The organism is Falsiruegeria sp. JB4-1 (genome assembly GCF_055693495.1).
Genome location: NZ_JBVFTZ010000001.1, coordinates 3,018,771 through 3,045,157 on the forward strand (window position 1 = coordinate 3,018,771; position 26,387 = coordinate 3,045,157).

The 26,387-nt window shown below is 56.5% G+C and carries 34 protein-coding genes and 3 pseudogenes; 10 read left to right on the plus strand and 27 right to left on the minus strand.

All coding sequences use genetic code 11. The annotated features are described in order from the left end of the window. Nucleotides 1-11: 11 nt before the first annotated feature. Nucleotides 12-1,310 carry a short-chain fatty acyl-CoA regulator family protein gene (locus tag ACZ1HE_RS15410; protein WP_472622164.1) on the minus strand — a complete coding sequence of 433 codons (1,299 nt, stop codon included), beginning with the start codon at nucleotides 1,308-1,310 and terminating at the stop codon, nucleotides 12-14. Between the two features lie 229 nt (nucleotides 1,311-1,539). On the opposite strand from ACZ1HE_RS15410, the gene ACZ1HE_RS15415 reads away from it, so the two are divergent. The 6 genes and pseudogenes from ACZ1HE_RS15415 (at nucleotide 1,540) to ACZ1HE_RS15440 (ending at nucleotide 7,852) form a co-directional block, all read left to right on the plus strand. Further along, complete coding sequence (locus tag ACZ1HE_RS15415) at nucleotides 1,540-2,886, plus strand: substrate-binding protein (RefSeq protein ID WP_472622166.1); 1,347 nt, start codon at nucleotides 1,540-1,542, stop codon at nucleotides 2,884-2,886. A gap of 135 nt (nucleotides 2,887-3,021) precedes the next feature. Further along, nucleotides 3,022-4,044: a branched-chain amino acid ABC transporter permease gene (locus tag ACZ1HE_RS15420; protein WP_472622168.1), complete on the plus strand. Its 1,023-nt coding sequence runs from the start codon at nucleotides 3,022-3,024 to the stop codon at nucleotides 4,042-4,044. 4 nt (nucleotides 4,045-4,048) lie between these two features. Beyond that, nucleotides 4,049-5,254 carry a branched-chain amino acid ABC transporter permease gene (locus tag ACZ1HE_RS15425; RefSeq protein ID WP_472622170.1) on the plus strand — a complete coding sequence of 402 codons (1,206 nt, stop codon included), beginning with the start codon at nucleotides 4,049-4,051 and terminating at the stop codon, nucleotides 5,252-5,254. Nucleotides 5,255-5,265: 11 nt separating this feature from the next. Beyond that, entirely contained in the window at nucleotides 5,266-6,021 is a 756-nt protein-coding gene (locus ACZ1HE_RS15430) for an ABC transporter ATP-binding protein (RefSeq protein ID WP_472622172.1), read from the plus strand. 12 nt (nucleotides 6,022-6,033) lie between these two features. Beyond that, nucleotides 6,034-6,790: pseudogene (locus ACZ1HE_RS15435) on the plus strand (ABC transporter ATP-binding protein). A gap of 195 nt (nucleotides 6,791-6,985) precedes the next feature. After that, nucleotides 6,986-7,852: a glycosyltransferase family 2 protein gene (locus tag ACZ1HE_RS15440; protein WP_472622174.1), complete on the plus strand. Its 867-nt coding sequence runs from the start codon at nucleotides 6,986-6,988 to the stop codon at nucleotides 7,850-7,852. A gap of 202 nt (nucleotides 7,853-8,054) precedes the next feature. Here ACZ1HE_RS15440 and ACZ1HE_RS15445 read toward each other — a convergent pair whose 3' ends face one another. Continuing rightward, the gene (locus tag ACZ1HE_RS15445) at nucleotides 8,055-9,215 is read right to left on the minus strand and encodes an acetyl-CoA acetyltransferase (RefSeq protein ID WP_472622176.1); all 1,161 of its coding nucleotides are present in this window, start codon (nucleotides 9,213-9,215) and stop codon (nucleotides 8,055-8,057) included. 275 nt (nucleotides 9,216-9,490) lie between these two features. On the opposite strand from ACZ1HE_RS15445, the gene ACZ1HE_RS15450 reads away from it, so the two are divergent. Both ACZ1HE_RS15450 and ACZ1HE_RS15455 read left to right on the plus strand, forming a co-directional pair. After that, entirely contained in the window at nucleotides 9,491-10,153 is a 663-nt protein-coding gene (locus ACZ1HE_RS15450; protein WP_472622178.1) for a GntR family transcriptional regulator, read from the plus strand. Between the two features lie 27 nt (nucleotides 10,154-10,180). Further along, nucleotides 10,181-10,936: an aspartate/glutamate racemase family protein gene (locus ACZ1HE_RS15455; RefSeq protein ID WP_472622180.1), complete on the plus strand. Its 756-nt coding sequence runs from the start codon at nucleotides 10,181-10,183 to the stop codon at nucleotides 10,934-10,936. A gap of 98 nt (nucleotides 10,937-11,034) precedes the next feature. On the opposite strand, the gene ACZ1HE_RS15460 is transcribed toward ACZ1HE_RS15455, so the two are convergent. The 4 genes and pseudogenes from ACZ1HE_RS15460 to ACZ1HE_RS15475 form a co-directional block, all read right to left on the minus strand. Continuing rightward, complete coding sequence (locus tag ACZ1HE_RS15460; RefSeq protein WP_472624493.1) at nucleotides 11,035-11,196, minus strand: hypothetical protein; 162 nt, start codon at nucleotides 11,194-11,196, stop codon at nucleotides 11,035-11,037. Further along, nucleotides 11,121-11,810, minus strand: coding sequence for a thiamine pyrophosphate-dependent enzyme (locus tag ACZ1HE_RS15465; RefSeq protein ID WP_472624495.1), 690 nt, complete (start codon nucleotides 11,808-11,810; stop codon nucleotides 11,121-11,123). Before ACZ1HE_RS15465 ends, ACZ1HE_RS15460 begins: the two co-directional genes overlap by 76 nt. Nucleotides 11,811-11,819: 9 nt before the next feature. After that, nucleotides 11,820-11,966: pseudogene (locus tag ACZ1HE_RS15470) on the minus strand (hypothetical protein); the annotation flags it as partial. Between the two features lie 23 nt (nucleotides 11,967-11,989). Then, nucleotides 11,990-12,763: pseudogene (locus ACZ1HE_RS15475) on the minus strand (thiamine pyrophosphate-binding protein); the annotation flags it as partial. 592 nt (nucleotides 12,764-13,355) lie between these two features. Here ACZ1HE_RS15475 and ACZ1HE_RS15480 point away from each other — a divergent pair. Then, nucleotides 13,356-14,462 carry a tyrosine-type recombinase/integrase gene (locus ACZ1HE_RS15480; protein WP_472622182.1) on the plus strand — a complete coding sequence of 369 codons (1,107 nt, stop codon included), beginning with the start codon at nucleotides 13,356-13,358 and terminating at the stop codon, nucleotides 14,460-14,462. Nucleotides 14,463-14,477: 15 nt separating this feature from the next. Here the strand turns inward: ACZ1HE_RS15480 and ACZ1HE_RS15485 are convergent, their stop codons facing one another. The 19 genes from ACZ1HE_RS15485 to ACZ1HE_RS15575 form a co-directional block, all read right to left on the minus strand. After that, a complete protein-coding gene (locus ACZ1HE_RS15485) occupies nucleotides 14,478-14,750 on the minus strand; it encodes a hypothetical protein (RefSeq protein WP_472622184.1) in 273 nt (90 codons plus the stop codon). A 5-nt stretch (nucleotides 14,751-14,755) separates the two neighbouring features. Next, complete coding sequence (locus ACZ1HE_RS15490; RefSeq protein ID WP_472622186.1) at nucleotides 14,756-15,034, minus strand: hypothetical protein; 279 nt, start codon at nucleotides 15,032-15,034, stop codon at nucleotides 14,756-14,758. A gap of 2 nt (nucleotides 15,035-15,036) precedes the next feature. Further along, complete coding sequence (locus ACZ1HE_RS15495) at nucleotides 15,037-15,528, minus strand: hypothetical protein (RefSeq protein ID WP_472622188.1); 492 nt, start codon at nucleotides 15,526-15,528, stop codon at nucleotides 15,037-15,039. A gap of 320 nt (nucleotides 15,529-15,848) precedes the next feature. Continuing rightward, nucleotides 15,849-16,184, minus strand: a complete 336-nt coding sequence (locus tag ACZ1HE_RS15500) for a hypothetical protein (RefSeq protein WP_472622190.1) — start codon at nucleotides 16,182-16,184, stop codon at nucleotides 15,849-15,851. Continuing rightward, nucleotides 16,184-17,839, minus strand: a complete 1,656-nt coding sequence (locus ACZ1HE_RS15505) for a phage tail tape measure protein (RefSeq protein WP_472622192.1) — start codon at nucleotides 17,837-17,839, stop codon at nucleotides 16,184-16,186. The genes ACZ1HE_RS15500 and ACZ1HE_RS15505 overlap by 1 nt, the downstream gene beginning before the upstream one ends. A gap of 1 nt (nucleotide 17,840) precedes the next feature. Continuing rightward, nucleotides 17,841-18,542, minus strand: coding sequence for a hypothetical protein (locus tag ACZ1HE_RS15510; protein ID WP_472622194.1), 702 nt, complete (start codon nucleotides 18,540-18,542; stop codon nucleotides 17,841-17,843). After that, a complete protein-coding gene (locus ACZ1HE_RS15515; protein ID WP_472622196.1) occupies nucleotides 18,530-18,793 on the minus strand; it encodes a hypothetical protein in 264 nt (87 codons plus the stop codon). Before ACZ1HE_RS15515 ends, ACZ1HE_RS15510 begins: the two co-directional genes overlap by 13 nt. Then, on the minus strand, nucleotides 18,790-18,978 hold the full coding sequence (locus tag ACZ1HE_RS15520; protein WP_472622198.1) for a hypothetical protein: 189 nt from the start codon (nucleotides 18,976-18,978) through the stop codon (nucleotides 18,790-18,792). The genes ACZ1HE_RS15515 and ACZ1HE_RS15520 overlap by 4 nt, the downstream gene beginning before the upstream one ends. After that, complete coding sequence (locus ACZ1HE_RS15525; protein WP_472622200.1) at nucleotides 18,956-19,147, minus strand: hypothetical protein; 192 nt, start codon at nucleotides 19,145-19,147, stop codon at nucleotides 18,956-18,958. Before ACZ1HE_RS15525 ends, ACZ1HE_RS15520 begins: the two co-directional genes overlap by 23 nt. After that, nucleotides 19,126-19,491, minus strand: a complete 366-nt coding sequence (locus ACZ1HE_RS15530) for a hypothetical protein (RefSeq protein WP_472622202.1) — start codon at nucleotides 19,489-19,491, stop codon at nucleotides 19,126-19,128. Before ACZ1HE_RS15530 ends, ACZ1HE_RS15525 begins: the two co-directional genes overlap by 22 nt. Continuing rightward, on the minus strand, nucleotides 19,488-19,718 hold the full coding sequence (locus tag ACZ1HE_RS15535) for a hypothetical protein (RefSeq protein WP_472622204.1): 231 nt from the start codon (nucleotides 19,716-19,718) through the stop codon (nucleotides 19,488-19,490). Before ACZ1HE_RS15535 ends, ACZ1HE_RS15530 begins: the two co-directional genes overlap by 4 nt. Before the next feature lie 5 nt (nucleotides 19,719-19,723). Next, the gene (locus ACZ1HE_RS15540) at nucleotides 19,724-21,109 is read right to left on the minus strand and encodes a hypothetical protein (protein ID WP_472622206.1); all 1,386 of its coding nucleotides are present in this window, start codon (nucleotides 21,107-21,109) and stop codon (nucleotides 19,724-19,726) included. Further along, entirely contained in the window at nucleotides 21,109-21,336 is a 228-nt protein-coding gene (locus ACZ1HE_RS15545; RefSeq protein WP_472622208.1) for a hypothetical protein, read from the minus strand. The genes ACZ1HE_RS15540 and ACZ1HE_RS15545 overlap by 1 nt, the downstream gene beginning before the upstream one ends. Then, nucleotides 21,326-21,652, minus strand: a complete 327-nt coding sequence (locus ACZ1HE_RS15550) for a hypothetical protein (RefSeq protein ID WP_472622210.1) — start codon at nucleotides 21,650-21,652, stop codon at nucleotides 21,326-21,328. The genes ACZ1HE_RS15545 and ACZ1HE_RS15550 overlap by 11 nt, the downstream gene beginning before the upstream one ends. Beyond that, nucleotides 21,649-22,179, minus strand: a complete 531-nt coding sequence (locus ACZ1HE_RS15555) for a hypothetical protein (RefSeq protein WP_472622212.1) — start codon at nucleotides 22,177-22,179, stop codon at nucleotides 21,649-21,651. Before ACZ1HE_RS15555 ends, ACZ1HE_RS15550 begins: the two co-directional genes overlap by 4 nt. Nucleotides 22,180-22,289: 110 nt before the next feature. Next, entirely contained in the window at nucleotides 22,290-22,574 is a 285-nt protein-coding gene (locus ACZ1HE_RS15560; protein WP_472622214.1) for a hypothetical protein, read from the minus strand. Next, a complete protein-coding gene (locus tag ACZ1HE_RS15565; RefSeq protein WP_472622216.1) occupies nucleotides 22,571-22,801 on the minus strand; it encodes a hypothetical protein in 231 nt (76 codons plus the stop codon). The genes ACZ1HE_RS15560 and ACZ1HE_RS15565 overlap by 4 nt, the downstream gene beginning before the upstream one ends. Then, entirely contained in the window at nucleotides 22,798-23,259 is a 462-nt protein-coding gene (locus tag ACZ1HE_RS15570) for a hypothetical protein (RefSeq protein ID WP_472622218.1), read from the minus strand. Before ACZ1HE_RS15570 ends, ACZ1HE_RS15565 begins: the two co-directional genes overlap by 4 nt. Nucleotides 23,260-23,391: 132 nt before the next feature. Next, complete coding sequence (locus ACZ1HE_RS15575; RefSeq protein WP_472622220.1) at nucleotides 23,392-23,529, minus strand: hypothetical protein; 138 nt, start codon at nucleotides 23,527-23,529, stop codon at nucleotides 23,392-23,394. Between ACZ1HE_RS15575 and ACZ1HE_RS15580 the strand changes: the two genes are divergently transcribed. After that, a complete protein-coding gene (locus ACZ1HE_RS15580) occupies nucleotides 23,528-23,653 on the plus strand; it encodes a hypothetical protein (protein ID WP_472622222.1) in 126 nt (41 codons plus the stop codon). The genes ACZ1HE_RS15575 and ACZ1HE_RS15580 overlap by 2 nt on opposite strands. A gap of 297 nt (nucleotides 23,654-23,950) precedes the next feature. Here ACZ1HE_RS15580 and ACZ1HE_RS15585 read toward each other — a convergent pair whose 3' ends face one another. Further along, nucleotides 23,951-25,864 (minus strand): VapE domain-containing protein, encoded by a 1,914-nt coding sequence (locus tag ACZ1HE_RS15585; RefSeq protein WP_472622224.1) that lies wholly within the window; start codon nucleotides 25,862-25,864, stop codon nucleotides 23,951-23,953. Next, entirely contained in the window at nucleotides 25,861-26,271 is a 411-nt protein-coding gene (locus ACZ1HE_RS15590; protein ID WP_472622226.1) for a hypothetical protein, read from the minus strand. Before ACZ1HE_RS15590 ends, ACZ1HE_RS15585 begins: the two co-directional genes overlap by 4 nt. Nucleotides 26,272-26,387 lie beyond the last annotated feature (116 nt).

Consider the following 26,387-nt stretch of genomic DNA (forward strand, 5'->3'; position numbering starts at 1 on the left):
TCACGGAACTGTCAAAACCCTTCTGACAGAATAGAAGGCTCGCGACGCGCACCACACTCTTGCCGAGGACACACCCGGCAACTGCTGCCAACCGGCTGTGCATCTTCTGCCCCGGTTTGCGCCGCCGGAACCGGCAGGATCAGCATGATGGACCGATAAACAGGATCACGATCAAAGCCCGGCATCTCCTGAGGCCAGGAAACCGCCAAGCAGTCGAACTCGCCAACGGTTCGCCCAAGTTGTGATACACGACGACGAATTGGCACCAAAGGGCGGTTGAGCGCAGTAAATAGTGGCCACAACGGGCAACTTTCACCGTATCTTGGCAAGGCAAACCCGGTAATTGATTTGCGAAACAGGATACTACCACTGGCGTCACAGATTACTAAGCCAACCTCTTGTGGCAATGCCCCCTGTGGCAGGCTCGCCAATCGCCGAAACACCGCTGGCATGTCCACATGAAACTCTCGCGACAGAGACAGAGGATCGATTCCATAACGCCCGACAGCATCCAAGAATTCAGATAGTGGCATCGCCCGCGCATCTGCCGCGTAAACGTCAAGAAGCTGTCGCGCAATCTTCTGCGCAGCTCCGGACGAAAGCCCCTGCAATTGCTGTTCCCTAACGGCAGCGCCAGTTTCGATCTCTGGAAAATGATGCCCCTGACCCGCGATGAAGGCCTCAACCTCTTCCAGAGGAATTCCGCGCCTGTCTTCACTGCTTTCACTTTCATCCAGATACGTCACCAGAGCCTTTGAACTTTCGGCAAGGCGTTCTGCATCCTGGTTGATGTTTTGGTGAAAGCGGTCACGCCACTCGGCCTCAAGCTCCCTGGTTTCCGCCAGAATTGAGGCCGTTGAGCGAATTGCAGCCGCTGTCGACAGCACCTCATGCAATGAGGCGGCCAGATATGGATCGTGGGTCAGCCGGTCGGACAATGTCTCAACCGTACGTTCCAGAGCCGAAGTTCTTCGATACTCCTGAGCCAGCACCTCTGCCCACCCGGGAAACCTACCCGCAAACTCCTCCGAGCGATCGGTCTCGGCAGCTATTGCGCCAGCGTCCGCTGCGGCTTCCTTCAAAGTTGCAATCAATGCGGCTTCTGCACCTTCGGTCAACATCGAGGGCTCGACGGCCAGAACACCCGCGATATCAACAAGAAGCTTGCCGCCGATTCTACGGCGATTGTGCTCGATCAGGTTGAGATACGACGCTGAAATTCCCACCTGCCGTGCAAGATCTGCCTGACGCAGCCCGGCGATCATGCGCCTTTCGCGAATACGGCTTCCAGTTAAGGTATCACGCGCCATGTCGACCTTTTGAATATCTCGTGCCTTATCAAAGGCTTTCTGCGCTGCAATGTAACTTAATTTACATCAAACCCATAATGCCTGTGTACTTATTTACAGAATTATTACGTTAAATAAAGGGTTTATTGCAGGATTTTCCATACGCGCCCCATAATCGCTTTGCACGAATAGTGCCTGCGCCATGCGGAAGAGGAGCCGCCCGGTGCAAATCACGAAATGGGAGGAATGAATGACCAAATCTGATGTCACACGCCGTGGTGTGCTAAAAACCGGTGCCGTTGCAGGGGCCGGTGTTGCATTGCCGACGATCTTTACCGCCTCGTCCGCGGCGGCTTACACCAACGAACCCACAGGCGGTTCGGTCACCTTGGGCTTTAACGTGCCCCAGACTGGCCCCTATGCGGACGAAGGCAACGATGAGTTGCTGGCCCAGCAGCTGGCGGTTGAGCACCTGAATGGTGAGGGCGACGGCGGCTGCATGAACACCTTCACGTCCAAAGCGCTGAAGGGCAACGGCATCCTGGGCAAGAAGGTCGAGTTCGTCACTGGCGACACCCAGACCAAATCGGACGCAGCCCGCGCATCGGCCAAGTCGATGATCGAAAAAGACGGCGCAATCATGATCAACGGCGGCTCGTCCTCGGGCGTGGCTGTTGCGGTTCAGGGTCTGTGCCAAGAGGCTGGCGTCATCTTCATGGCGGGTCTGACCCACGCCAACGACACCACCGGCAAGGACAAGAAGGCCAATGGCTTCCGTCACTTCTTTAACGCCTACATGTCGGGTGCCGCTCTGGCTCCGGTGCTGGCCGCCGAGATGGGCAAGGAACGTCGCGCCTATCACCTGACGGCTGACTACAACTGGGGCTGGACCCGGGAAGAGTCGATCGTGGCCTCGACCGAAGCCATGGGCTGGGAAACCGTCAACACGGTGAAAACCCCGCTCGCATCGACCGACTTCTCGTCCTACATCGCACCGGTTCTGAACTCGGGCGCGGATGTGCTGGTTCTGAACCACTATGGCGGCAACATGGTCAACTCGCTGACCAACGCGATCCAGTTCGGCCTGCTCGACAAGGTCGTGAACAACAAAGACTTCAAGATCGTTGTTCCGCTCTATTCGGAACTGATGGCCGCAGGTGCGGGTGAAAACATCAAAGGCGTTCTGGGCTCGATGAACTGGAACTGGCAGCTGCAGGACGAAGGCACCAAAGCGTTCGTTAAGTCGTTCGGCGAGAAGTACGGCAAGCCGCCGTCAAACTCGGCTCAGACATGCTATGCACAGGTTCTGCTTTATGCGGACGCATGTGAGCGTGCGGGCACCTTCAACCCCTGTGGTGTTGCCGAAGCTCTCGAAGGCTTTGAGTTCGATGGTCTGGGCAACGGCAAGACGCTGTATCGTGCCGACGACCACCAGTGCTTCAAGGATGTGCTGGTTGTGCGCGGAGCGCTGAACCCGACCAACGCCTATGACACGCTGGAAATCGTCGAAGTAACGCCGGTTGAGCAGGTCACCTATGCGCCTGATCACCCGATGTTCGCCGGTGGCGATTTGGGCAAGTGTAATCCGGGCGCATAAGGTTCGCATGTGCGCCTGACGGTTGAACCACGCCCAGCGCGTGGTTCTGCCACCCCCGGACCGAGGAAGGGGAGAGCCCCGGTCCGGGGGAAACCAAAATAAGCCAAAAAACCGGCCAACCCAAAGGTGGGGACAATGGACGCCATCCTGCTTCAAATTCTAAACGGGCTCGACAAGGGCTCGGCCTATGCGCTGATTGCGCTCGGGCTGACACTCATCTTCGGCACGCTTGGCGTGGTGAACTTTGCCCACGGGGCGCTGTTTATGGTCGGCGCTTTTTGCGCCGTCACACTTCAACGTGTCCTGACGCTATCGTTCGAAACCATCGACGAGACACAAAAGGACTTTCTGGGCAATCCGCTGAAGGTCAAAACGCCTTACGTCGAGGCATGGTTCGGGCCCGAGGCCGGGGCCTGGATTATCGACTGGGCCGTTCCGCTTGCGGTGCTCATTGCCATTCCGATCATGCTGCTCGTCGGCTATGTGATGGAACGCGGTCTGATCAAACACTTCTACAAGCGTCCCCATGCCGACCAGATCCTTGTGACCTTTGGCCTGGCCATCGTCATGCAGGAAATCGTCAAGTATTTCTTCGGCGCCAATCCGATCCAGACACCGCCGCCGGACGCACTGAATGGCGTTGCCAACCTTGGCGCCATCATCGGGATGGACATTGTCTATCCAGTCTGGCGCATCGTCTACTTCTGCTTTGCAACATTGATCATCGGCGGCATCTTTGCCTTCCTGCAGTTCACCACCTTCGGGATGGTTGTTCGGGCAGGCATGGCAGACCGCGAAACCGTGGGCCTTTTGGGCATCAACATCGACCGTCGGTTTACGATCATGTTTGGCATCGCAGCCGCTGTCGCGGGATTGGCCGGTGTTATGTACGGGCCGATCAATCCGCCAAACTATCACATGGGCATGGACTTTCTGGTGCTCAGTTTCGTTGTGGTTGTTGTCGGCGGCATGGGGTCTCTGCCCGGTGCTGTGCTCGCGGGGTTCCTGCTGGGCATTCTGGAGAGCTTTGCTTCAACCACCTGGGCAACCACCACAATCCCTGGCATCAACCAGATCATAATCTATCTCGTCGCTATCGTCGTCCTGCTCACCCGTCCACGCGGGTTGATGGGTCGCAAAGGTGTGATGGAGGAGTAAGGCCATGTTTGGTTTAGACAAAAAAGACACATCCCTTCTGATCGTCGTGGCGCTTTTGACTTTGCTGGCGCCCTTCATCCTCAACCCTTTTCCCACCGACAGCGCCATGGCGCAGTTCAATGCGGGATATCCTGACCTGATGCAGCGGTTCGTGATCTTCGGGATCTTCGCCGTAGGCTTTAACATCCTGTTTGGTCTGACCGGCTACCTGTCCTTTGGACACGCCGCATTCCTAGGCGTGGGTTCCTACTCTGCCGTGTGGATGTTCAAGCTGCTCAGCTACAACATCATTCCCGCTATCGTTCTGGCCGTGATCATTGCGGGTCTCTTCTCGCTGCTGATCGGATACGTCAGCCTGCGCCGCTCGGGCATCTACTTCTCGATCCTGACACTGGCCTTTGCCCAGATGTCGTTCGCGCTGGCCTATTCGGTGCTGTCGAACCCCAAGTTCAACCTGACCAACGGGGAAACCGGCCTGCAGGTTTATGCTGATGACCCACAGATATTCCACGGCGCAAACGCTCCTGATTTGCCGCATCTGTTTGGCCTGTCGATGCGATCGACCTACACGATGGACGTGGGACCTTGGGCGTTTGACTTCAACGCCGGCTACTATGTCTGCGCGGTGATCATGATGGCAGCCTTCTATCTGGCGATCCGCATCTTCCGCTCGCCGTTCGGCATGATGCTCCGTGCCGTCAAGTCGAACCAACAGCGGATGAACTACACCGGGCTGAACACCCGCCCCTACACGCTGGCGGCTTTTGTGATCTCGGGCATGTACGCCGGTCTGGCCGGTGGCCTGATGGCTGCGATGGACCCGCTGGCAGGCGCCGAGCGTATGCAGTGGACTGCATCGGGCGAAGTTGTCCTGATGACCATTCTGGGTGGTGCCGGCACTTTGATCGGTCCGGTTTTGGGTGCTGGTTTCATCAAGTACTTCGAGAACATCTTTTCGAAGATCAACGACAACGTTCTGCACGGCTGGTTCGCCTTTCTGCCGGATGGGGTTGAGGATTTCGTCGTGGCCATCATCCATCCCTTTGTGGGTAAGGGCTGGCACCTGACGTTGGGCCTGATGTTCATGATGGTTGTGATCTTCCTGCCTGGTGGCCTGGTCGAAGGTGGTCAACGTCTTGCAGCCTGGGTGCGCAGCAAGCGCAACAAAGGCAAAGACGAAACCACCGGCAAAACCGAACCTGCGGAATAAGGAGACGCATCATGGGCATTCTTGAAGTCAAAGGCGTCAACAAGCGGTTCGGTGGCCTGCAAGCATTGGGTGACGTGAACCTGAGCGTGGCCGAAAACACCGTTCACGCCATCATCGGCCCCAACGGGGCGGGCAAGTCCACCCTACTCAACTGCCTGGTGGGCAAGCTGATCCCCGACACCGGCTCGGTCATGTTCGACGGGCAGTCGGTGTTGGGCCGCGCGCCGTATGAGATCAACCAGATGGGCATTTCCCGCGTGTTCCAGACGCCCGAGATCTTTGGCGATCTGACGGTGATGGAAAACATGATGATCCCCTGCTTTGCCAAACGGGACGGGGCGTTCGAACTGAACGCTATGCCCTCGGTCGGTAGTCAGAAGGACATCATCGAACGCGCCGAAAGCGTGCTTGAAGACATGAACATGGCCGATAAGCGGCACATGCATTCTGCCTCGCTATCACGCGGCGATAAACGGCGACTTGAGATCGGTATGTGCCTGTCTCAGGAACCTCGCCTGTTGCTGTTGGATGAACCTACCGCGGGCATGGCGCGAGCCGACACAAACAACACTATCGATCTGCTCAAACAGATCAAAGAAGAGCGCGACATTACCATCGCCATCATCGAGCATGACATGCATGTGGTGTTCTCCCTGGCCGAGCGCATCACCGTTCTGGCCCAAGGTACACCACTGGTGGAAGACACACCGGAGAACATCAAGGGCCATCCGAAAGTGCGCGAAGCGTACCTCGGTGAGTCGGCGTAAGGGAGAAGATCAATGAACGTCAAACCGGACTTTTCCAAAAACGCCAATCAGGCCACGACTGCTCCGGCCTTTCTGTCGGTTTGGGACATGCACTCGTACTATGGCGAAAGCTACATCGTGCAGGGCATTTCCTTTAACGTGCACGAAGGTGAGATCCTGGCCCTGCTGGGGCGCAATGGGGCTAAGCAAAACCTCGACCCTGCGATCCATCGCACGGCTTGGTGACCCCGAAGTGCGCCATGGCGAGATCTGGTTGGATCACAAACCGCTGCATAAAATGGCCAGCCACGAGGCCGCATCGGTTGGGCTTGGCCTTGTGCCCGAAGACCGCCGCATCATCCCCGGCCTGACGGTCGAGGAGAACCTGCAACTGGCCCAGATTGCGCCGCCCGTCGGCTGGTCGCTGGATCGCCTTTACGACCTGTTCCCTCGTTTAGGCGAACGTCGCAAGCAAGAAGGTGTGACCCTGTCAGGTGGTGAACAGCAGATGCTGGCCATCGCGCGGGCGCTGGCGCGTGACATCAAGGTACTCCTCTTGGATGAACCCTACGAAGGGCTCGCTCCGGTAATCGTGGACGAGATCGAAAAGACCCTTATCCACATCAAGGAACAGGGCATGACCACCATCATCGTCGAGCAAAACGCGGTGCGCGCGCTGGAACTGGCTGACCGCGCCGTGATCCTCGACACCGGCGGCATCGTCTTTGACGGCTTGGCTGCCGAAGTTCTGGAGAACGAAGAACTACGCGCCGAATACTTGGCGATCTAGTACAACCACCTTGCAGGCAAGGGAGAACACCTTGTCGGCACATCAAATGCAATACTTAGCCTCCCCACCACTCGTGGGGAGGGTTTTTTTTGAGCGCCTCATTCCAGACGGTGTTAGTCTAAATTTAGAACCTGCTTTTTTGCGGCTGGACAATGAGCTGTTTCTAAACGGCACATTTTTGCGTTAAATAGCGTCATGAGGATTTGCGCACTCACGATGGTGTATCGGGACTATTGGGCACTATCGCAATGGTATGCGCACTACGGCAAGTATCTGGGATATGAGAACCTGTTTGTGGTTGCGCATGGCGCGGACCCCAAAATTGGACAACTTTGCCCACAAGCCAGCATAATCACGATCCCACGAGAACAACTTGCGCATTTCGATATGGCCAGAAACACCATGTTGAACGGGTTTCAGCAGGGTTTGGCCGAGGTCTACGATTGGGTAATACGAACCGACGCAGACGAGTTGATCTGTCTTTCTCCGGATCGTTACTCGGGTTTTGGCGAACTATTTTCCTTACATGACGGCAACGCAGTTTTTGCCCTTGGATTGAATGTCGGTGAAGAACCTGACGACCTTGAGTTGGAAGGAAACGAACCCGCCCTGTCCAAAAGGAGGAGCGCAGTGTTCTCCGGCCACTACAGCAAGGCCTGGGCAGTACGCAAACGAGTTGGATTGATGCGTCACGGGATCAAGGTGCGTCCCCGTTTCGCTGCCCAATACCCATTTGTAATGCCCCGCGGCGTGTATCTTGTTCATTTGAAATTCGCCAACACTCGTGCCCTGTCCACTGCAAACTCTATCCGTCGCGACATAGCCAATTCCCAGGCCGCAGGTTTGCCGGGACGCGCATGGCAGAACCCTGGCGCTGAAAACAGGAAATTCTTTGACATGATGTCCACCCTGCCCCTTGAAGAGTGGGATAAAGCCGAGGCCAGTTCGTATGATTTACTCAGCCAAAATCCAGTTCGCGATATCGACAAAGGTCTGATCCGCGCGCGCAACATCAGGGGAAAAGTTAAAACAATTCTGCCTGAGTGGTTTGCGACGGCTTGAAGCTCAGACGAGATTGTCCCTTTGCCATATTGCCGATTCAGGACAACCTGAACGGGATACTGTAGATCACATACGAAACAGTGCCGGTGTCAGCCATCCCACTCCCCCAAAAACGCCTGTGGCGCCATTGGCAAAGCTTCCGGTTGAAACGCCAGACGAACGCATTCAAAACGCGCTTCTTACCTTACATTTAGGCCAACTCTCAGGCCTTTATGCCCTCAAGCACCGAGGCATAGTTCGCCACGCCAGAACCGCCCATGTTGAACACCAATCCTAATCCGGCTCCAGGATGTTGCATTGCGTCAGCTTGACCGATCACCTGTCGGGCAATCAGTGTGTGCATGGACACACCAGTTGCCCCCACCGGATGCCCCTTGGCCTTGAGTCCGCCAGACAGGTTCACTGGCAGCTTACCACCAGCATGCACCATGCCGCCCTCAAGAACATCTGCTGCATGACCGTGAGCAGCCAGCCCCATTGCCTCGTAGATCAACAATTCCGCGATAGTGAAACAGTCATGCACCTCTGCCACATCAAGGTCATTGACTGTGATCCCTGCCCGGTCATAGGCCTGATGCATTGCCCGACGTGGCCCTTCGAACGCAATCACGTCGCGTTGTGACATGGGCATGATATCATTGACCTGTGCAACAGAACGCATTCGCACAGCCTTGCCCACGTCCCCCAACAGATCATCTGAAACTAAAACCAGTGCCGCTGCCCCGTCTGATACCAGCGAGCAATCCGTCTTTTTCAAAGGCGCTGCGATTATCGGGTTACGATCTGATACATTTGCGCAAAACGCCTCATCCATTGGCTTTTGCAGCTGCGCCAACGGATTGTTGACCGAATTGCCGTGGTTCTTGGCTGCGATCTTGGCCAAGGCGTGGGTGTGATCGCCATACTTGTCGAAATAGGCCTGCGCAAACTGCGCGAAGACACCTGGAAAGGACAATCCAGCCTCTTCTCTCTGGTAAGCCGCGTGCCCCAATGCCGCCGCGACTTTTGACGTTGGTAGATGGGTCATTTTCTCGACACCGATGACAAGAGCCGCCTTGCATTCACCGGACAAAATTGCCTGACGCGCGGCAAACACCGCAGCCGACCCAGAAGCGCAGGCGTTTTCCAGCCGTGTCGCAGGCTTGTACCTAAGCCCCGGATCAATCGACATGGCCAGCGAGGACGGAAACCCGTCAGAAACCAGGCCTGCATTGAAATGACCAACCCAAATTCCGTCGATAGCATCCGCGCCAAGACCCGCATCCAGCATCGCTTCGCGTCCGGCAGCCGCTATCAGATCCTCAACAGACATATCCGTCAGTTTACCGAATTTGGTGTGTCCCCAGCCGACGATGTTTACCATGGTTTCTCTCCCCTTCTCTTCTCGCAACCTACAAGTGACAAAACAGCCAACTCAATTCGTAGTAATACGTGGGCAGGCAAATTGGGGGCGGGCTTGGCCTGGGTCCTACCGGAGGCCGAACTCAAACAAGTTCATCCAAAATAGCTCATGTTTTGCTTGTGATCGCCATGTCAGAATTGTATACAGATACGTATCCAGGGCGCGATGCAAACTGTTCCCCCATGGTCCAGGTGCATCCAAAGCCAAAGTGTCAAACACCAAGGGAGCAACCCCGGATGAGTACAAGCGTCGATCTGGTGTATGATCAGGTTCGCCAAATGGCGGCAAATTTCGAGTTCAAGCCAGCGGAACGGATCAACGAAAGCGAGCTGTCAAAGAGATTGGGCGCCAGTCGAACGCCATTGCGAGAAGCTATGAACCGGCTGACAGCCGAAGGGCTCCTTGTTTTTGAGGCGGGGCGAGGCTTCTTTTGCCAACCTCTCAATCCACAATTGGTGGTACATCTTTACGAAGTTCGCGAAGCTCTCGAAACTGCAGCCATACGTTTGGCAGCTGAACATGCAACCGACGAAGGCATTGCAAGCATCAAGCACTTTCTGTCGGAAACGGCGGATCGCTATGCAGATGGAACGCCAACCCGCGAAATCGTGCACTTGGACGAAGAATTTCACCTCATGATTGCCAGATTGTCGGATAACCCGGAAATGGTGAACATGATCCAGCTAACGTATGAACGCATTCGCTATGTGCGATGGATCGCCATGCGGGAAAAAATCGACATCACGCACGCGGCGCACCTGCAGATCTTCGAGGCTCTGGCCGAAAGAAATGCCGACCTCGCGGTTGAGAGAATGCGCACACACATCAAAACACACAACACCGAAGCGACCGAGATCGTAAGGAAGGCCTACAGCCATCTTTACGTTCCCCAAATTTAGGCGCCCCAAAGAAAAGGGATCAATGCTATGGCAACCGAGTACGGTGGAAAACCGGTCTATGGCGCGGTTTTGGGCATCTTGATGCTCGAAGCACGTTTCCCACGGATCTATGGCGATATCGGAAATGCAACCACTTGGCCGTTCCCAGTTCAATACCGCGTGGTCAAAGGAGCCAGCCCCGACCAGATCGTACGCAAGGATCCGATGCGACTGGTGGATGACTTTATTGCAGCCGCGCAAGACCTGGTTGCATCGGGATGTGACGGCATAACCACCAACTGCGGATTTCTGGCCCTGACCCAAGAGCGCATCTCGCACGCTGTTCCTGTTCCCGTAGCAACTTCGTCATTGATGCAGATCCCGATGGTCCAGTCCCTGATGCGTCCTGACAAGAAGGTGGCAGTTCTCACGATCTCCAAGTCTACCCTGACCCCTGCGCACCTTCTGGCGGCAGGCGTCACCAATCTGGATGAGGTTCCCGTGTACGGAACTGACGGTGGCCGCGCGTTCACGCGCTGCATTCTGGACGACCACGAAGAGATTGATTTCGAAGCCTGTCGACAGGACATGATCGACGCAGCGCGGGACATTGTGGAAACTGACCGGGACATCGGCGCGATCGTTTTAGAGTGTACCAACATGGTTCCCTATGCGCGCGATGTTCGCAAGGTCACCGGCCTGCCAGTCTACTCAATTTATTCGTTCGTGAACTGGTTTCACCAAGGACTTTTGCCTAGACGGTTCCCTCTGGAATTGGATGACCCGCGCGCAGGCTTGTTTTGAACAGCCCCTAAAAGACTGAGCCAACAAGGAAATGATCGCAGCGGCCACGCCGGGGAAGCGAAGTTCGCTTTCCCGGAGTGGCCGCTGCTTTGCTTATGCTATTCGAAATACGGCAGATTCTTTGCCTTGGCCGCCCGCACCCAATTGGGCACAAACGGAATGATCTTGTCCTGTGTCGGCACCATTATTTCAATAAAACTGGCCCCGTCGTGATCAATTGCATCCTGCAGGACTGTTTCAATTTGGTCTTCGTTGGTGATCTTTGCCGTTTTGAAACCGAATGCCTCTGCCAGCTTGACGTAATCCACAGCTCCGAAGTCCGTCGACCAGGGCTCATCCACATCATCAAGCAATATCGCCTCCCCCGAATCCAACCGAACGTGTCATTGCGCGTCAAAATCACCGTAACGTTCTTACCCGAGCGGCGAATGGTTTCCATATCCCCCATCACGAACCCGAATGAGCCGTCCCCAGTAAAAGAAATGACCGGTCCGTCCGAGGCATAAGACACCCCCAGAGCCGCAGGAACGGAGTATCCCAAAGCCCCCATGGAGTAGTTGGTGATATAACGGCGTCCCGGTTCTTTGATTGTCAGCAAGGCAGATGGATAGATCGCACTCACCCCGGGTTCCGACGTGACGATTGCTTCGGCTGGCAAAATCTTGTCCAGCGCCTGGCTCAATTTAACCGGGGAAACCGTCCCTTTCGGCATTGGAATATTGGAATTGAATACCTTGTCCAGCGCCGTTTTCTTGATCGGATTCAGGTCGACCGGGTCACGCTGTAAATCCGGATGTTCGGCTTTTATGATCTCTACCATGTATTCAAGACTGGCACGGGCGTCTCCGACCAACCCGACCTTAACCGGGAACATGTTGCCGACATGAGCTTCGGCAATATCCAGGTGCAGAAATGTCTTGGTTTTCGGGTTTCCGTACAACCGCCAATGATCCGTGGCTGCGCTGTCGGTATTGCTGCCAACAAAAAATATGGTGTCAGCGTCGCGAACATAGGCATTGGAGTATTCCATGCCACCTCGCCCCCGATCACACGCAGAGCCAATGGGTGATTTTCGGGTATCGTCCCCTTACCAGGCGTCGTCGTTCCAACCGGTATCTGCAATAACTCTGCCAGCGCCAACACGGCATCCGTCGCCTTCGAGATCAGCGCACCTTGTCCGCACACAATGGCTGGCTTCTCGGCCGTCAAAAGCACGTCAATCGCAGCCCGGATCCGGTCATGGTTTGCAACTGGCCGGTGCGCGGGAAAAGACCCATATGCCTCATCGGCATAGAGGTCATCGACCTCGGCCACCTCATCGAACACATTGATGGGAACACGGATATGAACCGGCGCCGGACGACCTGACGTCGCCACACGGAACGCCCTGCGCAACAGGAACGGAATTTCGCGCGCGTTTGTCACGACGAAACTTTCCTTGCAGATGCTGTCATACAAGGCGGTTTGATCGACACCAGTCAGGCCGTGTTTCTTGTCCTGATTGATTGGAATATCCGAACTGAAATAGATGACCGGAATTGAGCTTAGAAAAGCCTCGGTGATGCCGGGCGTGCAATGTGTTACCCCCGGACTCGGCGCTTCCAGAACACAGGGACGCCCCGTGACCTTAGCATAAGCTTCTGCCGCGTAGGCCGCAGTACGTTCATCCCGCGTCAGGACGTATTCGATATCCGAGCTCTCGCGCCAGTGTTTGTACCATCCAATGGTTGTTTCCCCCGGAAGTCCAAAGACGTGTTTGACGCCATGAAGTTCCAACATCTTCAAGATGATCTGTGCACCTGTCATGGCGCCATCTGCGCAATCCATCAATTTTCTCCGCTCAAATCGTCAGGTTTCCAAATTGTATACAGATCTATATACATTTTCAAATACTGATTTGCGCACGGCGTCTAACCACGTGTCGACCGGCAAGAAAAACTGGTTCAATTTCACGATAGGAAACCGGCCACGATGCCACCATCGTCGTGAATGGACCCCCTGTTCGCTTACTGTGTGTTGAAGCATCCAAGTTGAGCTCTGTCGCGAAACGCGATGTTCGGGTGAGGACGATCAATCATCATTCTCAGGGGGCCGATTTGAACTGAAAACCGACAGGAGAGAGAACACCAACTTAGGATTTTGATTTTGTCGAATTTGCATTTGCGTGCCAAGGCCGACTGGATGACAGCAATCCAAAGTGGAAACAAAAAGCAAATGCTCAGCCAATAGCCATGGGCATGTAAATTCAGGAGAACTAGTTGGTGCGGTCGAGACGCATATACCTTACCGCACACCGCACCATACAATCCAACGTATAGCCTTTATTATATAAGAAATATGGACTACTCATCCCACAGTGCCCCACACTGATTCGTATCTGAGTGTGGGGCAAGTGTGGGGCAGAATGTGGGGCATACGGATGCTAACAGCGCAACAAATCAAGTCACTCGGCGACGGGAAACACACGGACGCCAACGGTCTATATCTACACGTTCGCGGCAACAGCCGCGTCTGGATGTATCGCTATCAACTCGGCGGCAAACGACGGGACATGCAGATCGGGAAATACCCGGCAATGAGCCTCAAAGAAGCCAGGATGGCCCGTGCGGATGCCTATGCCCTGAAGGAACGCGGGATCGATCCGGTGGATGCCCGCAACCACACGGCCACCACAGATACCGTCACCGACGCCATCAACCAGACGTTCGAAGCCATCAAAGGCGATCTGAAACGGGACGGTCAGGCCGGTCGCTGGATGTCTCCCCTGACCACCCACATCATCCCTGCCCTGGGTAACCGGGATGTCACCACGATCACCGCCAACGATATTCACGCCACTCTTGCCCCGATATGGAAGACAAAGACATCGGCGTCAGAAAAGGCATTGCAGCGCCTGGGGATCACGTTGCGCCACGCAGCGGCCAAGTATGTCGGTCAGGTGGATGTCGCAGCGATAGACAATGCCCGCATCCTGCTGGGCAGTCAGGGCCATCGCGTGACACATATCCCAGCCATGCCCTGGCAGGACGTTCCGGCCTTCTATGCCACCCTGGGGGTGTCGTCAGTCGAGTTGGCGCTACGGTTGGTCATACTCACCGCCTGCCGGTCCGCGCCGGTCAGACTGGCCACGGTCGATCAGTTCGACGGGGACACCTGGACCATACCGGGCGAGAACATGAAATCCGGCGAGTCATTTCGGGTGCCACTCAGCCAGGCGGCGCAGGATACGATCACAGCCGCCCTGCCCCTTGCCCGCGATGGGTATCTATTTGTGGGGCACCGGGGCAAGCCGATCAGCGACATGGCGATGACGGCATATATGCGCCGGGCTGGTCTGTCCTACCGTCCGCACGGGTTCAGGTCGTCATTCCGTGACTGGGCTGCTGATGGTGGTCAGGATTGGACGCTGGCTGAAGTGGCGCTGGATCATCGGGTCGGTGGAAAGGTTCAACGGTCCTACCAGCGCAGCGACCTGCTGGATCGCAGACGCCCGCTGATGGATGAATGGTCGGAGTGGGTCACTTAGCCCGGCCCATACGGGTCAGTTGGTGAAACATTTCCCCGCAGCGGCCATATCACCCATCGACACCACATCACCCGTGCTGACCATCATCTGCCATGCGGCTTGCGTGAAGTCACCCAGTCGCCACGATTTCAGTTCACCCAATGCCACCAGATTGGCCGTAGTAGCTTCAGGGTCGGCCACGTCCATTTGAGCGACAACAGCATCCACGCAAGCTGTCACGTCCTGTTCAGCCACAGCAGCCGTGGCGGTCAGTGCGGCCAGGGTGGCCGCTGCGATTAGTTTCATCATGCCGATCACCCGAACAAAGATGCCCAGAACCCGCGCTTAGGTGCAGGTGTAGGTGTTGGTTTCACGACCTTGATTTGACCATATGTCCCGTCGCGCAACGGGACGTGTTCGGTTTCAATGATACGTGCCACCGCTGCCCGCATTTCAGCATACGTTCCGTGCGGAACGCGGTTGGCGTAAAGGTCCACAAATTTGTGGTAATCCACCTTTTCGTAATAGGGGTGCCGGTCGTGGTTCATGATGATGTCGGCACAGGACATCACTGCGGTTTCGTGTTCGTTCATGTTCAGTTCCATGCTTTCGGTTTAAGGTTGGCATCATTCCAGATACGGAACGCTTCGTTTGCCTTGTCGTCTGACAGGTTCGCGTCAGGATGCAGTGCCTTTTTCAGCAGTTTCAGTTCCGACTCCTTAAAGACTCCATCTGTGGATACGACCCTTTCGAACATATCAGATTGACGCGCGACTGCCCTATCAACCTTCTTGTTGAATTCGCGGGTCAGCTTGGCCTTGTGGGACGATAGCGCCTTTTTGAATTCAGGGTGTTCCGTAACATCCACCTGTAACGGTTCATACCGGCCCTTTTCCAATTCCTTCATCTTGGCATTGTACTCGCGATCCAGTGCAGCCTTGCGATCCCGCAGGGCCACTGACAGCTTGGCATCGTACTGGGCTTGCAGGGTGGCCCTGATCGCCGCTTCATCGACCGTATCAGTCGCAGGAGTTACGCGCTTCTTTCCTTCAGCGGTCAACCCAGCGGCACGACGCCTGTCGCGCATTGCCTGGACGCGACACTTCGCGTCACAATATTTCCGTGCGGTGTCCAGCGACTTCCCACACGCTTCACAGGTATTCATTATTCTATCCGTAACAGTTCATCTGTTACGCCTATATAGTAACAGTCGGATGTTACGCAACAGATGACGTAACGTAACAGGTGGGTGTTACGCAAACCACCACTGGTCCAAACATTCCAGTAACTGTAAGGTTGGGGCACCACCTGATCCGACTTGACCGCGAAGACGGTGGTATGGCCCACGACGCAGCTTCAGGGCGTCGTGGGTCGCTTCCCAAACCAAATTTCGTTAAGGTCGTGCCGTTACACCACAGACAGGGACGGACGGGATGCAGGAACGCGGGTTATCCATTGGTCGAGACTTTGCGACGTGGCTCCGCAAAGCCGGAACAACCGCAGAATGTCAGCCTGGTGATCCGCAAGTATGGCACCCACCAAATCATGTGCAGAATGTGGATACGCCGCAGGCACGACCTGATCGATCACCTGAAACGAGTCGACCCAGGCCATCACCATTATCTGATCTGCATCGATCCAGGCACACCACACACTAGTCCGGACGCCGCGTTCCTCGAACGGTGCCAGGGCTTCTTCGATGCAATCTTTAAGATATGCGGCAATGCAGTCGAATCCGTCCATCAGAGTTTCCGTCGCCCCAGGGTGTAGCCAGCTTCCATGGATCGGGCATAAATGCCCTGACCTGACATCATGGATTGGGAAAACTCATTGCGGACGGCATTGACTGCAATTTGAACGATTTCCCCATCGCGGCTGACTGACACGTCAGCGCCAGTGTTGTTGATCACCTGGACGTTTACAGGCGCAGCAGACACACCCAGATTACCGCTGGCATCGCGTGACAGGGGCATGATCGCTTCAGGACCAGCTTCCCCCATCAGGCCAACGCCGGATGACATCGGGAACATCGTGGGACCACCGACGACACCGCCTTTGGCAAAGGGCGTCACGTCACCGTGCTGGAACACGTTGCCCTTCGCATTTGGTAAGATCAGGTTGGAGGCCCAACCAATCAGACCAGTGCCACCATTGGCCGTGCCACCGATCAGGCGTTGCAGGACCAGAATGCGGAACAGTTCATTGACCACGGAACGTGCCATTTCCTTCATCGCGTTTTCGAAGGACTCGGCACCCGTAATCATGTCCATGAAACCGTCTTCAATGCCGCTGCTCACGACATCCCACGCATCCTGATGCCGGGCCAGTTCGTCACGCTGTTCACGCAACTGGCGGGTTGCTTCGGTCGCGGCGTCGATGGCCGCTTGGCTGTACTTTTCCCAATCCTCACCCAATGCGTTGATGACCACCTGTTCATCTTCCAGCAATGTCAGGGCTTCGCGCTGCGCCTCAATGCGCCGCAGATACTGTTGCAGGGCATCTTCCTGTGATCCGCCACCGCCAGCACTGCCACCGCTGCTGCTGGGCTGACGTGGCGGTTTAAACGTGGTTGGAACATTGTAGTAAGGATCACCCTCACCACCGAACGCATCAAGCTGGTCCTGACGCACACGACCCGCAATGCCCAACATCGTGGCATAGAACTGTTGTGCCTTGCTTAACGCGCTGTCAGCCGAACTGACGGCATCGTCCCACACCTGGCTGATGTCCACGCCTGCGATCTTTTCTAGGGTGGCCAGTGTTTCGCTACTGGTCACTTTGGTATCATCAGCCGCTCTGGCCTGTTCTTTCCGCAGACGGACCACTTCCGCTTCTGCTTGTCGGATGCGGTTCAGGATTTCGATGCGTTCGGACCGCAGACGAATAGTGTTGCGGGTGGTTATCTCTGTCGCTTCGTTGATCTTTAGCAGTTCGCGCTGCGTCCGCAGTTCATCACGTAGTTGCTGCATCAACTGAGACTGACCGGACTCGCGTCGGTCGTTGGCCTTTTCCAGTTCATCGATGCTGTCAGTGATGCTCTTGATGTTTTCCGCCCATGCCTCGGCCTGCTCATTGACCTGTTTAAGCTGGGACAGCATTGGAAGCAGGACGGCTGAAGCGGTGCCGATGGCAACACCCCATAGGCCAAACCCAGACGCAAGCTGGGGAAGCTGTTGTGACAGCGCCCTGACGGCTCCCTGACCGCTGGCTATCTGGACTGCAATATCTTGTATTTGATAACCGGCATTCTGCATTTGGTTGGCAAATGCCCGGCTACTTTGAGTCGCTTGTCGCGATGTAGCGCGGGCCTGACCCATCACCGTGTTGAACCGCTTCGCATCAGCGATGGCGCGATTTGCCTGGACTTCAAATTGAACAAGGACGCGTTGGTCGGTCATGTCAGAATCTCCTTCTCAACAGGAACGCCCAGACGCCCTGATAAAATACCGGCCTGCCGGATAGCTTGCTGGGTCGGTTGCCTCGTTGCTTGATCCCCGCCCCTGGTGGCAGGTCGCGCCCACGGGTGTGGGTAAAGCTGTGAACGGCCTTAACATCCATACCTTGACGCCGGGCCGATCTGCGCATTGCACCGCTGGCCAATCCCACCTGGCCGGTTTTACGGACCCGGTATTTGCCACCCGTGTGCAGATTGTACTTCGACAGGATGTTGTAAAAGGTAATGTCGTTGCGCGGGACCAAATAGAGCCTGTCGCCCCGCTGAAGGGTCACAGGACCACCGGACGCGACAGCAGCCCGTAATGGGGCTTCATTCTCCGGTTCACGGGTCCAGACGCCCCAGAACCAGGACACGCCGGGGAAACGCTTTGACGCTTCAGCTTCCATTGCGGTCATCGTGGCGCGGACATTCTTGCCACCCTGGAACACAGCGGTCAGCCGGGTCGTCATCCGCATCGGATGTTTGGTCGGCTGGCCATCAGTCAGGATTTCTTCGACCGGGTTGCGCAACTGCGCCTGCTGTTCCACAGCGCGGTCCACCGTCTTGATGGCCAGGCGTCGGATCGTATGGGTCGACCACCCGTCCTTCGGAGGCGGCTGGTTGGATGTGATCTTTCCGTCCTTGATTGTGGTCAGCACTGCCATGATTGCTGTTCCCCGATCCACGCCAGCAGTTCATCCACCATCGGGTCAGCGCCAGGTGGGCATTCATGCAGGCGGTCCAGCAGGTCGTCTTCCTGCGACAGCGTGAGCGGTCCAATACCGTACATTTCACACACCTCGGCACAAAACGACCGGACAGCCTGACCAGACGTGTCAGACGGGTCTATGGCCAGCACACGGGCTGTCAGGGCTGCGGCCAGGTCGGTGGTGGTTATGGCGGCTGTGGGGGTCATACCGGGTCGCGATCCCCCGTCAGATAATCGGTCTGGCCGTTGTATTCGGTCACGCGATTCCAGATCCGGACATACTCCGACCACGACAATGGCCGACCGATTTCGGTCTGGACGTGCAGTGCCACCGCATCGCGGTCAACTTGGGGTCGCTCTGGTGTCGGGTCAGGCGTCATGTCGAACGGCATTACTTCGCTCCAGGTTACGGGCGGCTGTGTGGAATCCTGCGGCCCGTAGTTCAACGACCCGGCGCTGTAACTCGGCAACTGACAGGCCGGTGCGGACCGGTTTGCCTTTAGTGGTCTGTGCGGTCTGCACGATATCGCGTTCGGATTTCATGCCGGTGTGAATGCCCATGTTTGCCAATCGGTGGTGTCCGTATCCTTGGCCAGCCAGAAGGTCGGCAAGATTCGGTAATTGGCGGTCTCGTGGTTCGAACTGGTGAAGGCGGCGGGGACGGATAGCGTGACCTGCATCCAACCACCCACTGCATGATAGACAGGGTGCGGTCCAACGCTGCTGATCATGTCCATCCTGATCCACTTTTTCAGGCGCGGTTGGAACGTGTCGGAGGTATTGTAAATCTCCACATCGTTCTTCATCGATCCGGAATAAATCGGTATCCAGGGTGCGGTCGATGGTGTGCGTTGCAGCCGCACATCGATCAGGGGTTTGCCGTCCCATCCTAGCGCCTCGGTCATTTCTTCCCCCGTTTCTTCTGTGGTGGGGCGAGACACAGATATGTTTGCGCCATCACCCGATCTGTTTTGCCACGCTCATTCATGACGTTGACGCGCTGATCTGGTCGGATGCCAGCATCACGCAGGACGGTGCCGATCTGAGCAGCGGTGTCCGCGTGCCGGATCGTACCGTCGATGTAGACGCTAGTTGGGGCGTTCGCGTGGGCTGTAATGCTGACCTGTCTCATGCCGATCACCACCCCACCGCAGTCAGCAGAGCCGTGCGTCCGCTGCGCATCATCCCATAGGTCATGGGCTGGATAACGCGCAGGGCAGTGCTGTAGCTTTGGAACGTGGACCGCACCTGCGTCGCTGGTGTGGTAAACCGCGCATCGCTGATATGGATTGATCCACCATCATCGTTCACCGCACCCGTATCGGTCATTTGCGGATCGCCAGGAATGTCATTTGCCATTGCCAGCGTGGCGGTCTGGCTCACGTCAATTTCAGGCACCGTCATCCAGCTTGCAAAATCGTTGGCGTCGATCAGGTAAACACGATCTGTCGGGCAGTTGGCACTGGCGATGTAGGGGACACCCACAATGCGACCCTGTTCCATTTCAGAGCGGAACACCCAACCAAACGTATCCCGCATCAGCCACAGCCGCAGTTCGCGATCCTTGGACATCACGATCACCGGATCGTTGGGCCGGTCGATCTGGTCGAGTAACCACGCAAAGTCGGCAAGGATCGCGGTCAGGTCCGTACCACCGCTGTTCTGCGACGGTGCGTTCAACCAGGGCGATCCAGGGCGGATGCCAGCAATGGGACCAAGCGTCTGGTTGGTGATCACGGTATCCAGAAACAGGCTGGTGTCGTCTTCAATCATTTCCAGCAGGGTCGTGCGCAGATCGGCCACGGCCACTTTGGCCAGTTCATTGCTGACCAGACTGATCACGGCACCTTTGACGCGGGAAAAGTGACGACCGGCCACCTCGCCTTGCTTGACGGGGATCGTGGCACCCTCACCAACAAACGACATCGCCATCGATCCTTCGTCACTTATGGACCGTTCGGCGTAGGTGATCGTTTGATTGTTGCCCATCGGCAGGGATCGACCACGGGCGGCAAGGGTCGCAAAGATCGACTTGCGTTCGAGGCTGGCAATCCACCCCATGTGATCCGAATTGACCAGATCAGCGCCCCAACCAGCCCATGTGGTGGTTGCAGGATCGGTCGCGCCCTTTTGCATCAGTTCACGCGCAGCTTTACGGCGCAAACGGTCGTCGTCGTTGGGGTAGAATTCACGCAGGGTGTTGGCGGGATCGCGTTGGGACGTGAACCGCAGGAATTCGGCCACCGCAGCCGCTGAGAAGGCGTCCACGGGGTCGATCCGCTTCACCGTCCCTTTGGGCTTGGCTGGTTGCTTCAGGGTCGCTTCCAGCTTCTGTGGTCGCGCCAGGGCACGTTCCAGGGCGTCGATGCGGGCGGTCAGTTGCGGCGCGATCTTGCGAACCTCGAAGGCGTCTTGGACTTCGGCTTCCATCTGGTCCCAAGCTTTCGCGGCCATCGCCGTTTGTCGACCATCATCGATGATCTTCTGGTTCTTGGGGGACAGTTTGAATTCGTCTTTAGGCATCAGATCAGCCCTTCCTTTTTCAGCACGTAACGCGCCGCAGGGGCGCAACGTGGGTTTTCGGTTTCCAGATCGGCCAACCACCGCTTGTAAACACGCCGCATGGCGCGTTCTGTGCGGTCGCGGGCTTCGTCCACGGTTTCGCCTGCCACTGCACCTTCGGCATTCATCAAGGCACGCTGTCGACGCAACTTGCCGGGCAGATCGTGCTGGATCGTTTCAGGAGTCATCGCTGTTCCCCGTGCCGTGCTGGGCCATTTTCTGGCGGTGTTTCTTGTGCGCTTCGTCCAGATCGGGTTCGTCTTCACCCAGGAAACCGACGGTTGCGGCGCGGATCGCATCGGACACCTTGGTCCGTTCCACATCCAGGGCGGTTTCCAGTGTCTTGATCCGGTCGGTCAGCGGCTTCAGTTGGTCGGCCAGTTCCTTGCCAACGATTTCCATCAGATCGATGTGCTGTTTCTGAACCTTGTCCAGAATGCGCTTTTCGATGTTGACCACGGGTTGGGTCTTGGTGGTGGTGGGGGCTGAAAACGGGTTTGTCATGATTTGGCTGCTTCCTTGTGAGCATTCATCAGCGCCTTCAGGCGTCGGGTCTTGCTGGTATCCTTGAAACCTGCTTCACGCTGCGCCAGCGACAGATCGGCCATCACTTCAGCGGATCGGATGTCGTCCCGGGAATCGTCCAGCCGGGATCGGGCTTTCTCAGCCGCTTCTGTGGCGCGGGTTGCAACCGTAGCGGTCAGATCGGCCAATAAGGAGAGATCACAGCCAAGCCTGACAGCCACGGTTGCTAGGTCCGACAGCGGTCCGTTTGCGGGCAGATCACTGCCGGATTTCAGAATGAGGGATGCCCGATCCAGATCGTCGGCGATTTCTTCGGCCTGGTCGGTCACATCGATTGCATCCTGAACGTTGTGACGTAGGCGGTGGATGATTTCGTCGACTTCCCGATCTGCACCGGCCACGCCATCGCATTCCTTTTTGGATGCTTGCCACAGCTTGCGGCGGACGAATCCCAGATCGCGGATCAGTTTACGGGCACGTTTCGGAGCGGTTCGGATGTTTGTCATGTCGGTTCCATCGATGGAGTTTTCCCAGGATGGATCAGGTCAGACAGTCGAGTCCATATTTCTGGTACGACATAAACGAAATAAATTCAGTAGGTTACGGCACGACTCTTTCAATCTGACCGCATCCACCGACTCCAACGTTTCAGGGCATCGTGACATTCCTGGCTGCACACCAGATCGCCAGACCCTGGAACGTGCCACAGCCGATCAGGTCGGCGCGGTTGGCCGCAGGCATCACAGGTCGCCAGGGCGCGGCGATCCACGCCGATACTGTCCTTGATGCGGGGTGCCTCAGATGCAGGTACTGCACCCACGCCGGGCGGCGGATTGTCCCGCATTTTCGTCCGTCGTCGGACAACTTGCGCGTCGATCATCATGTCTTCCAGCAGGTTCATGGCCACCCCTTCCGGCGCAGGGGTTCGGTCAGCCGACGCTTGGCGCAGGATCGGCATCGACATAACAGGTCATCAGGATCGAAGGGCTGGCTGGGATCGCCCAAATATGACACGCGGGGATCGCTGGTGTACTTGCCGCAGATTTCACAGTGACCACCGACCAGTTCAGCCAGATTGTGTTTCTCGGAATTGAATGCGGCTTGGGTCAGATCAGCGGGACAGTTCATATCAGCGACCGGCGATGGTTGGACTGGTTCTGGATCGCTTCACGTACCTGGCGTTCTTGCTGGCCGCGCTTGGCGCGGGATCGATGATCGTTCTGGGATGTGTGGGTCAGACCCAGACGCCGGGACAAAGTATTGATGCTGGAATTCAGATCGTGGACCACTCGTTGGCGCGGGTTCTGCACTGGCGTCATCCCGGTTCGTCCCCCGAACACGATCTGGCCTTCGTTCCTGAGTTTGTCGTGTTCGGCCACCAGATCGGATTGCAACTTGGCCAGGTTTGCCAGGCTGACCAGATCGGATGGTGTCCAGTCATCATGCGCCCGCTGTTGCTGCAACTTGGCATACATGGCCCAATCTGGGCCGGAACACTCACCCGCTTCAGCGGGCCATTCGTGCTGTTTGTCAGCGTTCTGGGCTGCTTTGACCTGTTGCGATGTAGAACTGACTTTATTGGGCATAATTCGGCCTTTTCAGTGGGCGTCGGGGCGCGAGTCTTACCAATAATAGTCAAACGTTCCAGTTACTGGAAGGTTTGTGTTGTTGCGATCCCAGTCGTTGATCTGAATTTGCAGGAAAGGGCGCGGTCGCAACTAGATCGGTTTTGGTTTGCCGACGCCCCCGCCTGGCTGATGGATCGGGCCATCATCAATCGACATCGGGAAATCCGGATCGTGATCATCATCAACGAACCGATGCTGGATCAGAACCAGATCGATCACCAACCACATGGACCAGCCAGGGATATATCGGATCGACTATACCCCTCTTGACCTTGGGTTGGCTGGGCGGACCACTGCCGTGCTGGTGCTGGATGTCGTTGGCTTGGCTGTATCGATGGTGATCAGGGACTAGGCGGATTGGCTATAGGTTCTGACCTGGCCGGGGATGGATACCTGACCCTGATTGCAGAACGCAGAACGTAATTCCCTATACTAGCCATATACTCCAATCCACTACCTTCAGAACACTTTTCGTTCTGCACACTATAGCTATTTAACTATACTGATAAGTTATTGATAATAAAGGTAAAGTGGTAGAGAGTCCTAAACAATAGAAAATGGGGGTGATCTGCACTCTTTCGTTATGTATAGCGAAGGCGATATATGGTGCAGAACGGGGGTGTTCTGCACTACTGTTCTGCACACTTTTCTACCCTGGAACATAGCGGGCGCAGCCTCTGTAAAGCCCGCTCATTTGCTTATCCACGACCCATCCCAGATCGCGGATGGCTTTACCGACCTGTTGTTCCAATCGTGTATTTCGCACACCGTTGTGGCGCTGAAGACCCAACAGGTCCATCACCTGTCGCACGCAAGTTTCCTGCATCGGTGCCAGCACATGTGGCAGTTCCTGCCGCCATTCATCCAGCGGCACACGCGATTTCTGGATCGTGCGGGCATGGGTTTCGGTCTGTTTATCCAGCCACCACTTTTCACCGGCCTTGTACGCCTGGTACGCTTCGGCCCATATCTGATCGCGGTCTTGCTCCATCCCTTCGATGTTGATTTGTCCACGGCACTGCACGATCCAAAACCGGCGTTCGCCTTCCACATCCTTCAGGTAATCGTCGCGGTTGGTGGTGCCAGCGAATACACAGCGCCGTGGACGGTCCACTGTGCGCCGCACATACTTCGGACTGTAGTTTTCCACGCGTCTGGTCAGGAACCGGCGCATGTCTTCCACTTCGCCTTTATGGACCTGAGTCAGTTCGGACATTTCAATGATCCATTTCCCGTTCAGGTATTCCGCAGCATCGATGGTCTTGTGAAAATCTGGCAGGCTGTCACCGAACCAGTCGGGGTTAGGACACAGCGCCCGCAGGACGGTTGATTTGCCCAGACCCTGACCACCTTCCATGATCAGAGCGTGATCAGCCTGGCACCCTGGCTGCATCGCCCTGGCGACAGCCGATATAAGCCACTTGCGGGCCACCTGGCCGATGTAATGCAGGCTGGTTGGGTCCAGGCCACCGGGCAGGACGCCAGCGTATGTGAACAGCCAGGAATCGATCCGTGGCACGCCATCCCAGATCAGGTTTTCCAGATACTGCTGCACCGGTTCGAACGTGTTATCCATGACACGTCCCTGGATTGCGTCCCGCACATCCCCCTTGCTGATCTTCGGGAAGATTTGCAGTTGGAACCATCGATGGATGGCCAGTTCATCTTCATCGGTCAGGGGACGCCCCAGACGCTGGTCTGGTGATCCCGGTATGTGGCCCGTCACAATCGCCCGGTCGGCAAACTTGTCATAGGCCAGAGTCTGACTCCATGCGTCGTCATTATGCAGATAGGCGTAAACGTTGGCCGAATTCATGACCGGCACACCGTCGTCATTCGTCGCGTAATCGATAAACTGCCGACCTTCCTGGACCACAGCAGGCGTCAAAGCCACGCCAGCAAGCATCCCCGCCTGAGACGCACCTTGCGCAGCCACTCCGAACGATACGCGTGACGCGATGTGGGATGGCAGAAAACCGCCCTGATCCCGCCTGGCCAGAAAGACCAGTGTTCCGAACCCGGTCGATCCGTCGGGCTTCAAACCCTTCCAAATCCGCTGTGTCATCTTCGGTTCGTCTTTCGACGCTTTGGCCGACCAGGCGGCAAACGCACCCCACCCGACATCACCCAGACATGCCTTGATCGCGTACCCCACCCGAACCCAATCGTCATATTCCAGATCATCATTACCGATCAGATCGATCACCGGCTGCACCAGCGCCTGATCGAATGGTTGGGCACCCAGGGCACTAGTTCCGTCAGACGGACCTGTTCTGGTGGCCCTGCCACGCGTCCAACCACGGGACTCGGCGACTTCCAACAGAGCGTTGACCATCGCATCCATTTGTTCCTGGGTGCAGGCGGGGAACATGTCGGCATATATGGCCTGGTCCCAGCGATACAGATCACCGCAGGGATGGGTGCCAGCGATCACGACCTGGGTCGGTGTTCCTTTGTTGCTAACGCCTTTGACTTCGATCAGTTGCTTACCTTCGACGCCTTCCTGCTTCATCGGATATTGCCGGGACAGGATCGGTTCACCCTGCATCTTGAACAACATCATGAATTTCGGTGCCTTGCCGACCCTGATCGGCCAAACCCCACCCCTGAAGCGGCATAAGCCATCAACCAGTCGTACATGGCCCGTGCCAGGGTTTCGTCGGTCACGTCCACATCCAGCGCCACCCAGGACACGCCCATTTTCAAACCAACATTGGCACCCAGGCTGTCCCACTTGGCACACAGGGCTTCTGTCATTTCGTAGGTGGGCCATCTTCCAAGCCCGTCCCAGGCACCCCCAAAGAAATCGCCCGGCACCTTCCCACGGGCATCGGGATCGACCAAGCTGTGTTCATGCAACAGGGCACCGGGTGGAATGACTGGGATCAGATCACGAAATCCGGCCTGCCATGCGGTCTGATGGTGCAGGATGGTTGATGGAGTCTCGGGGTTGGTGGTATTCTGCGCCATAGACAGAGCCTTTCTTGGCGGATGGGTTCATATCGCCCCGGCGCAGCGGCTCGGCTGCACCGGGGCTTCTTCGTTCCAACCTTGCGGCTCTGATACTGGAACGAATACGGTTTGGT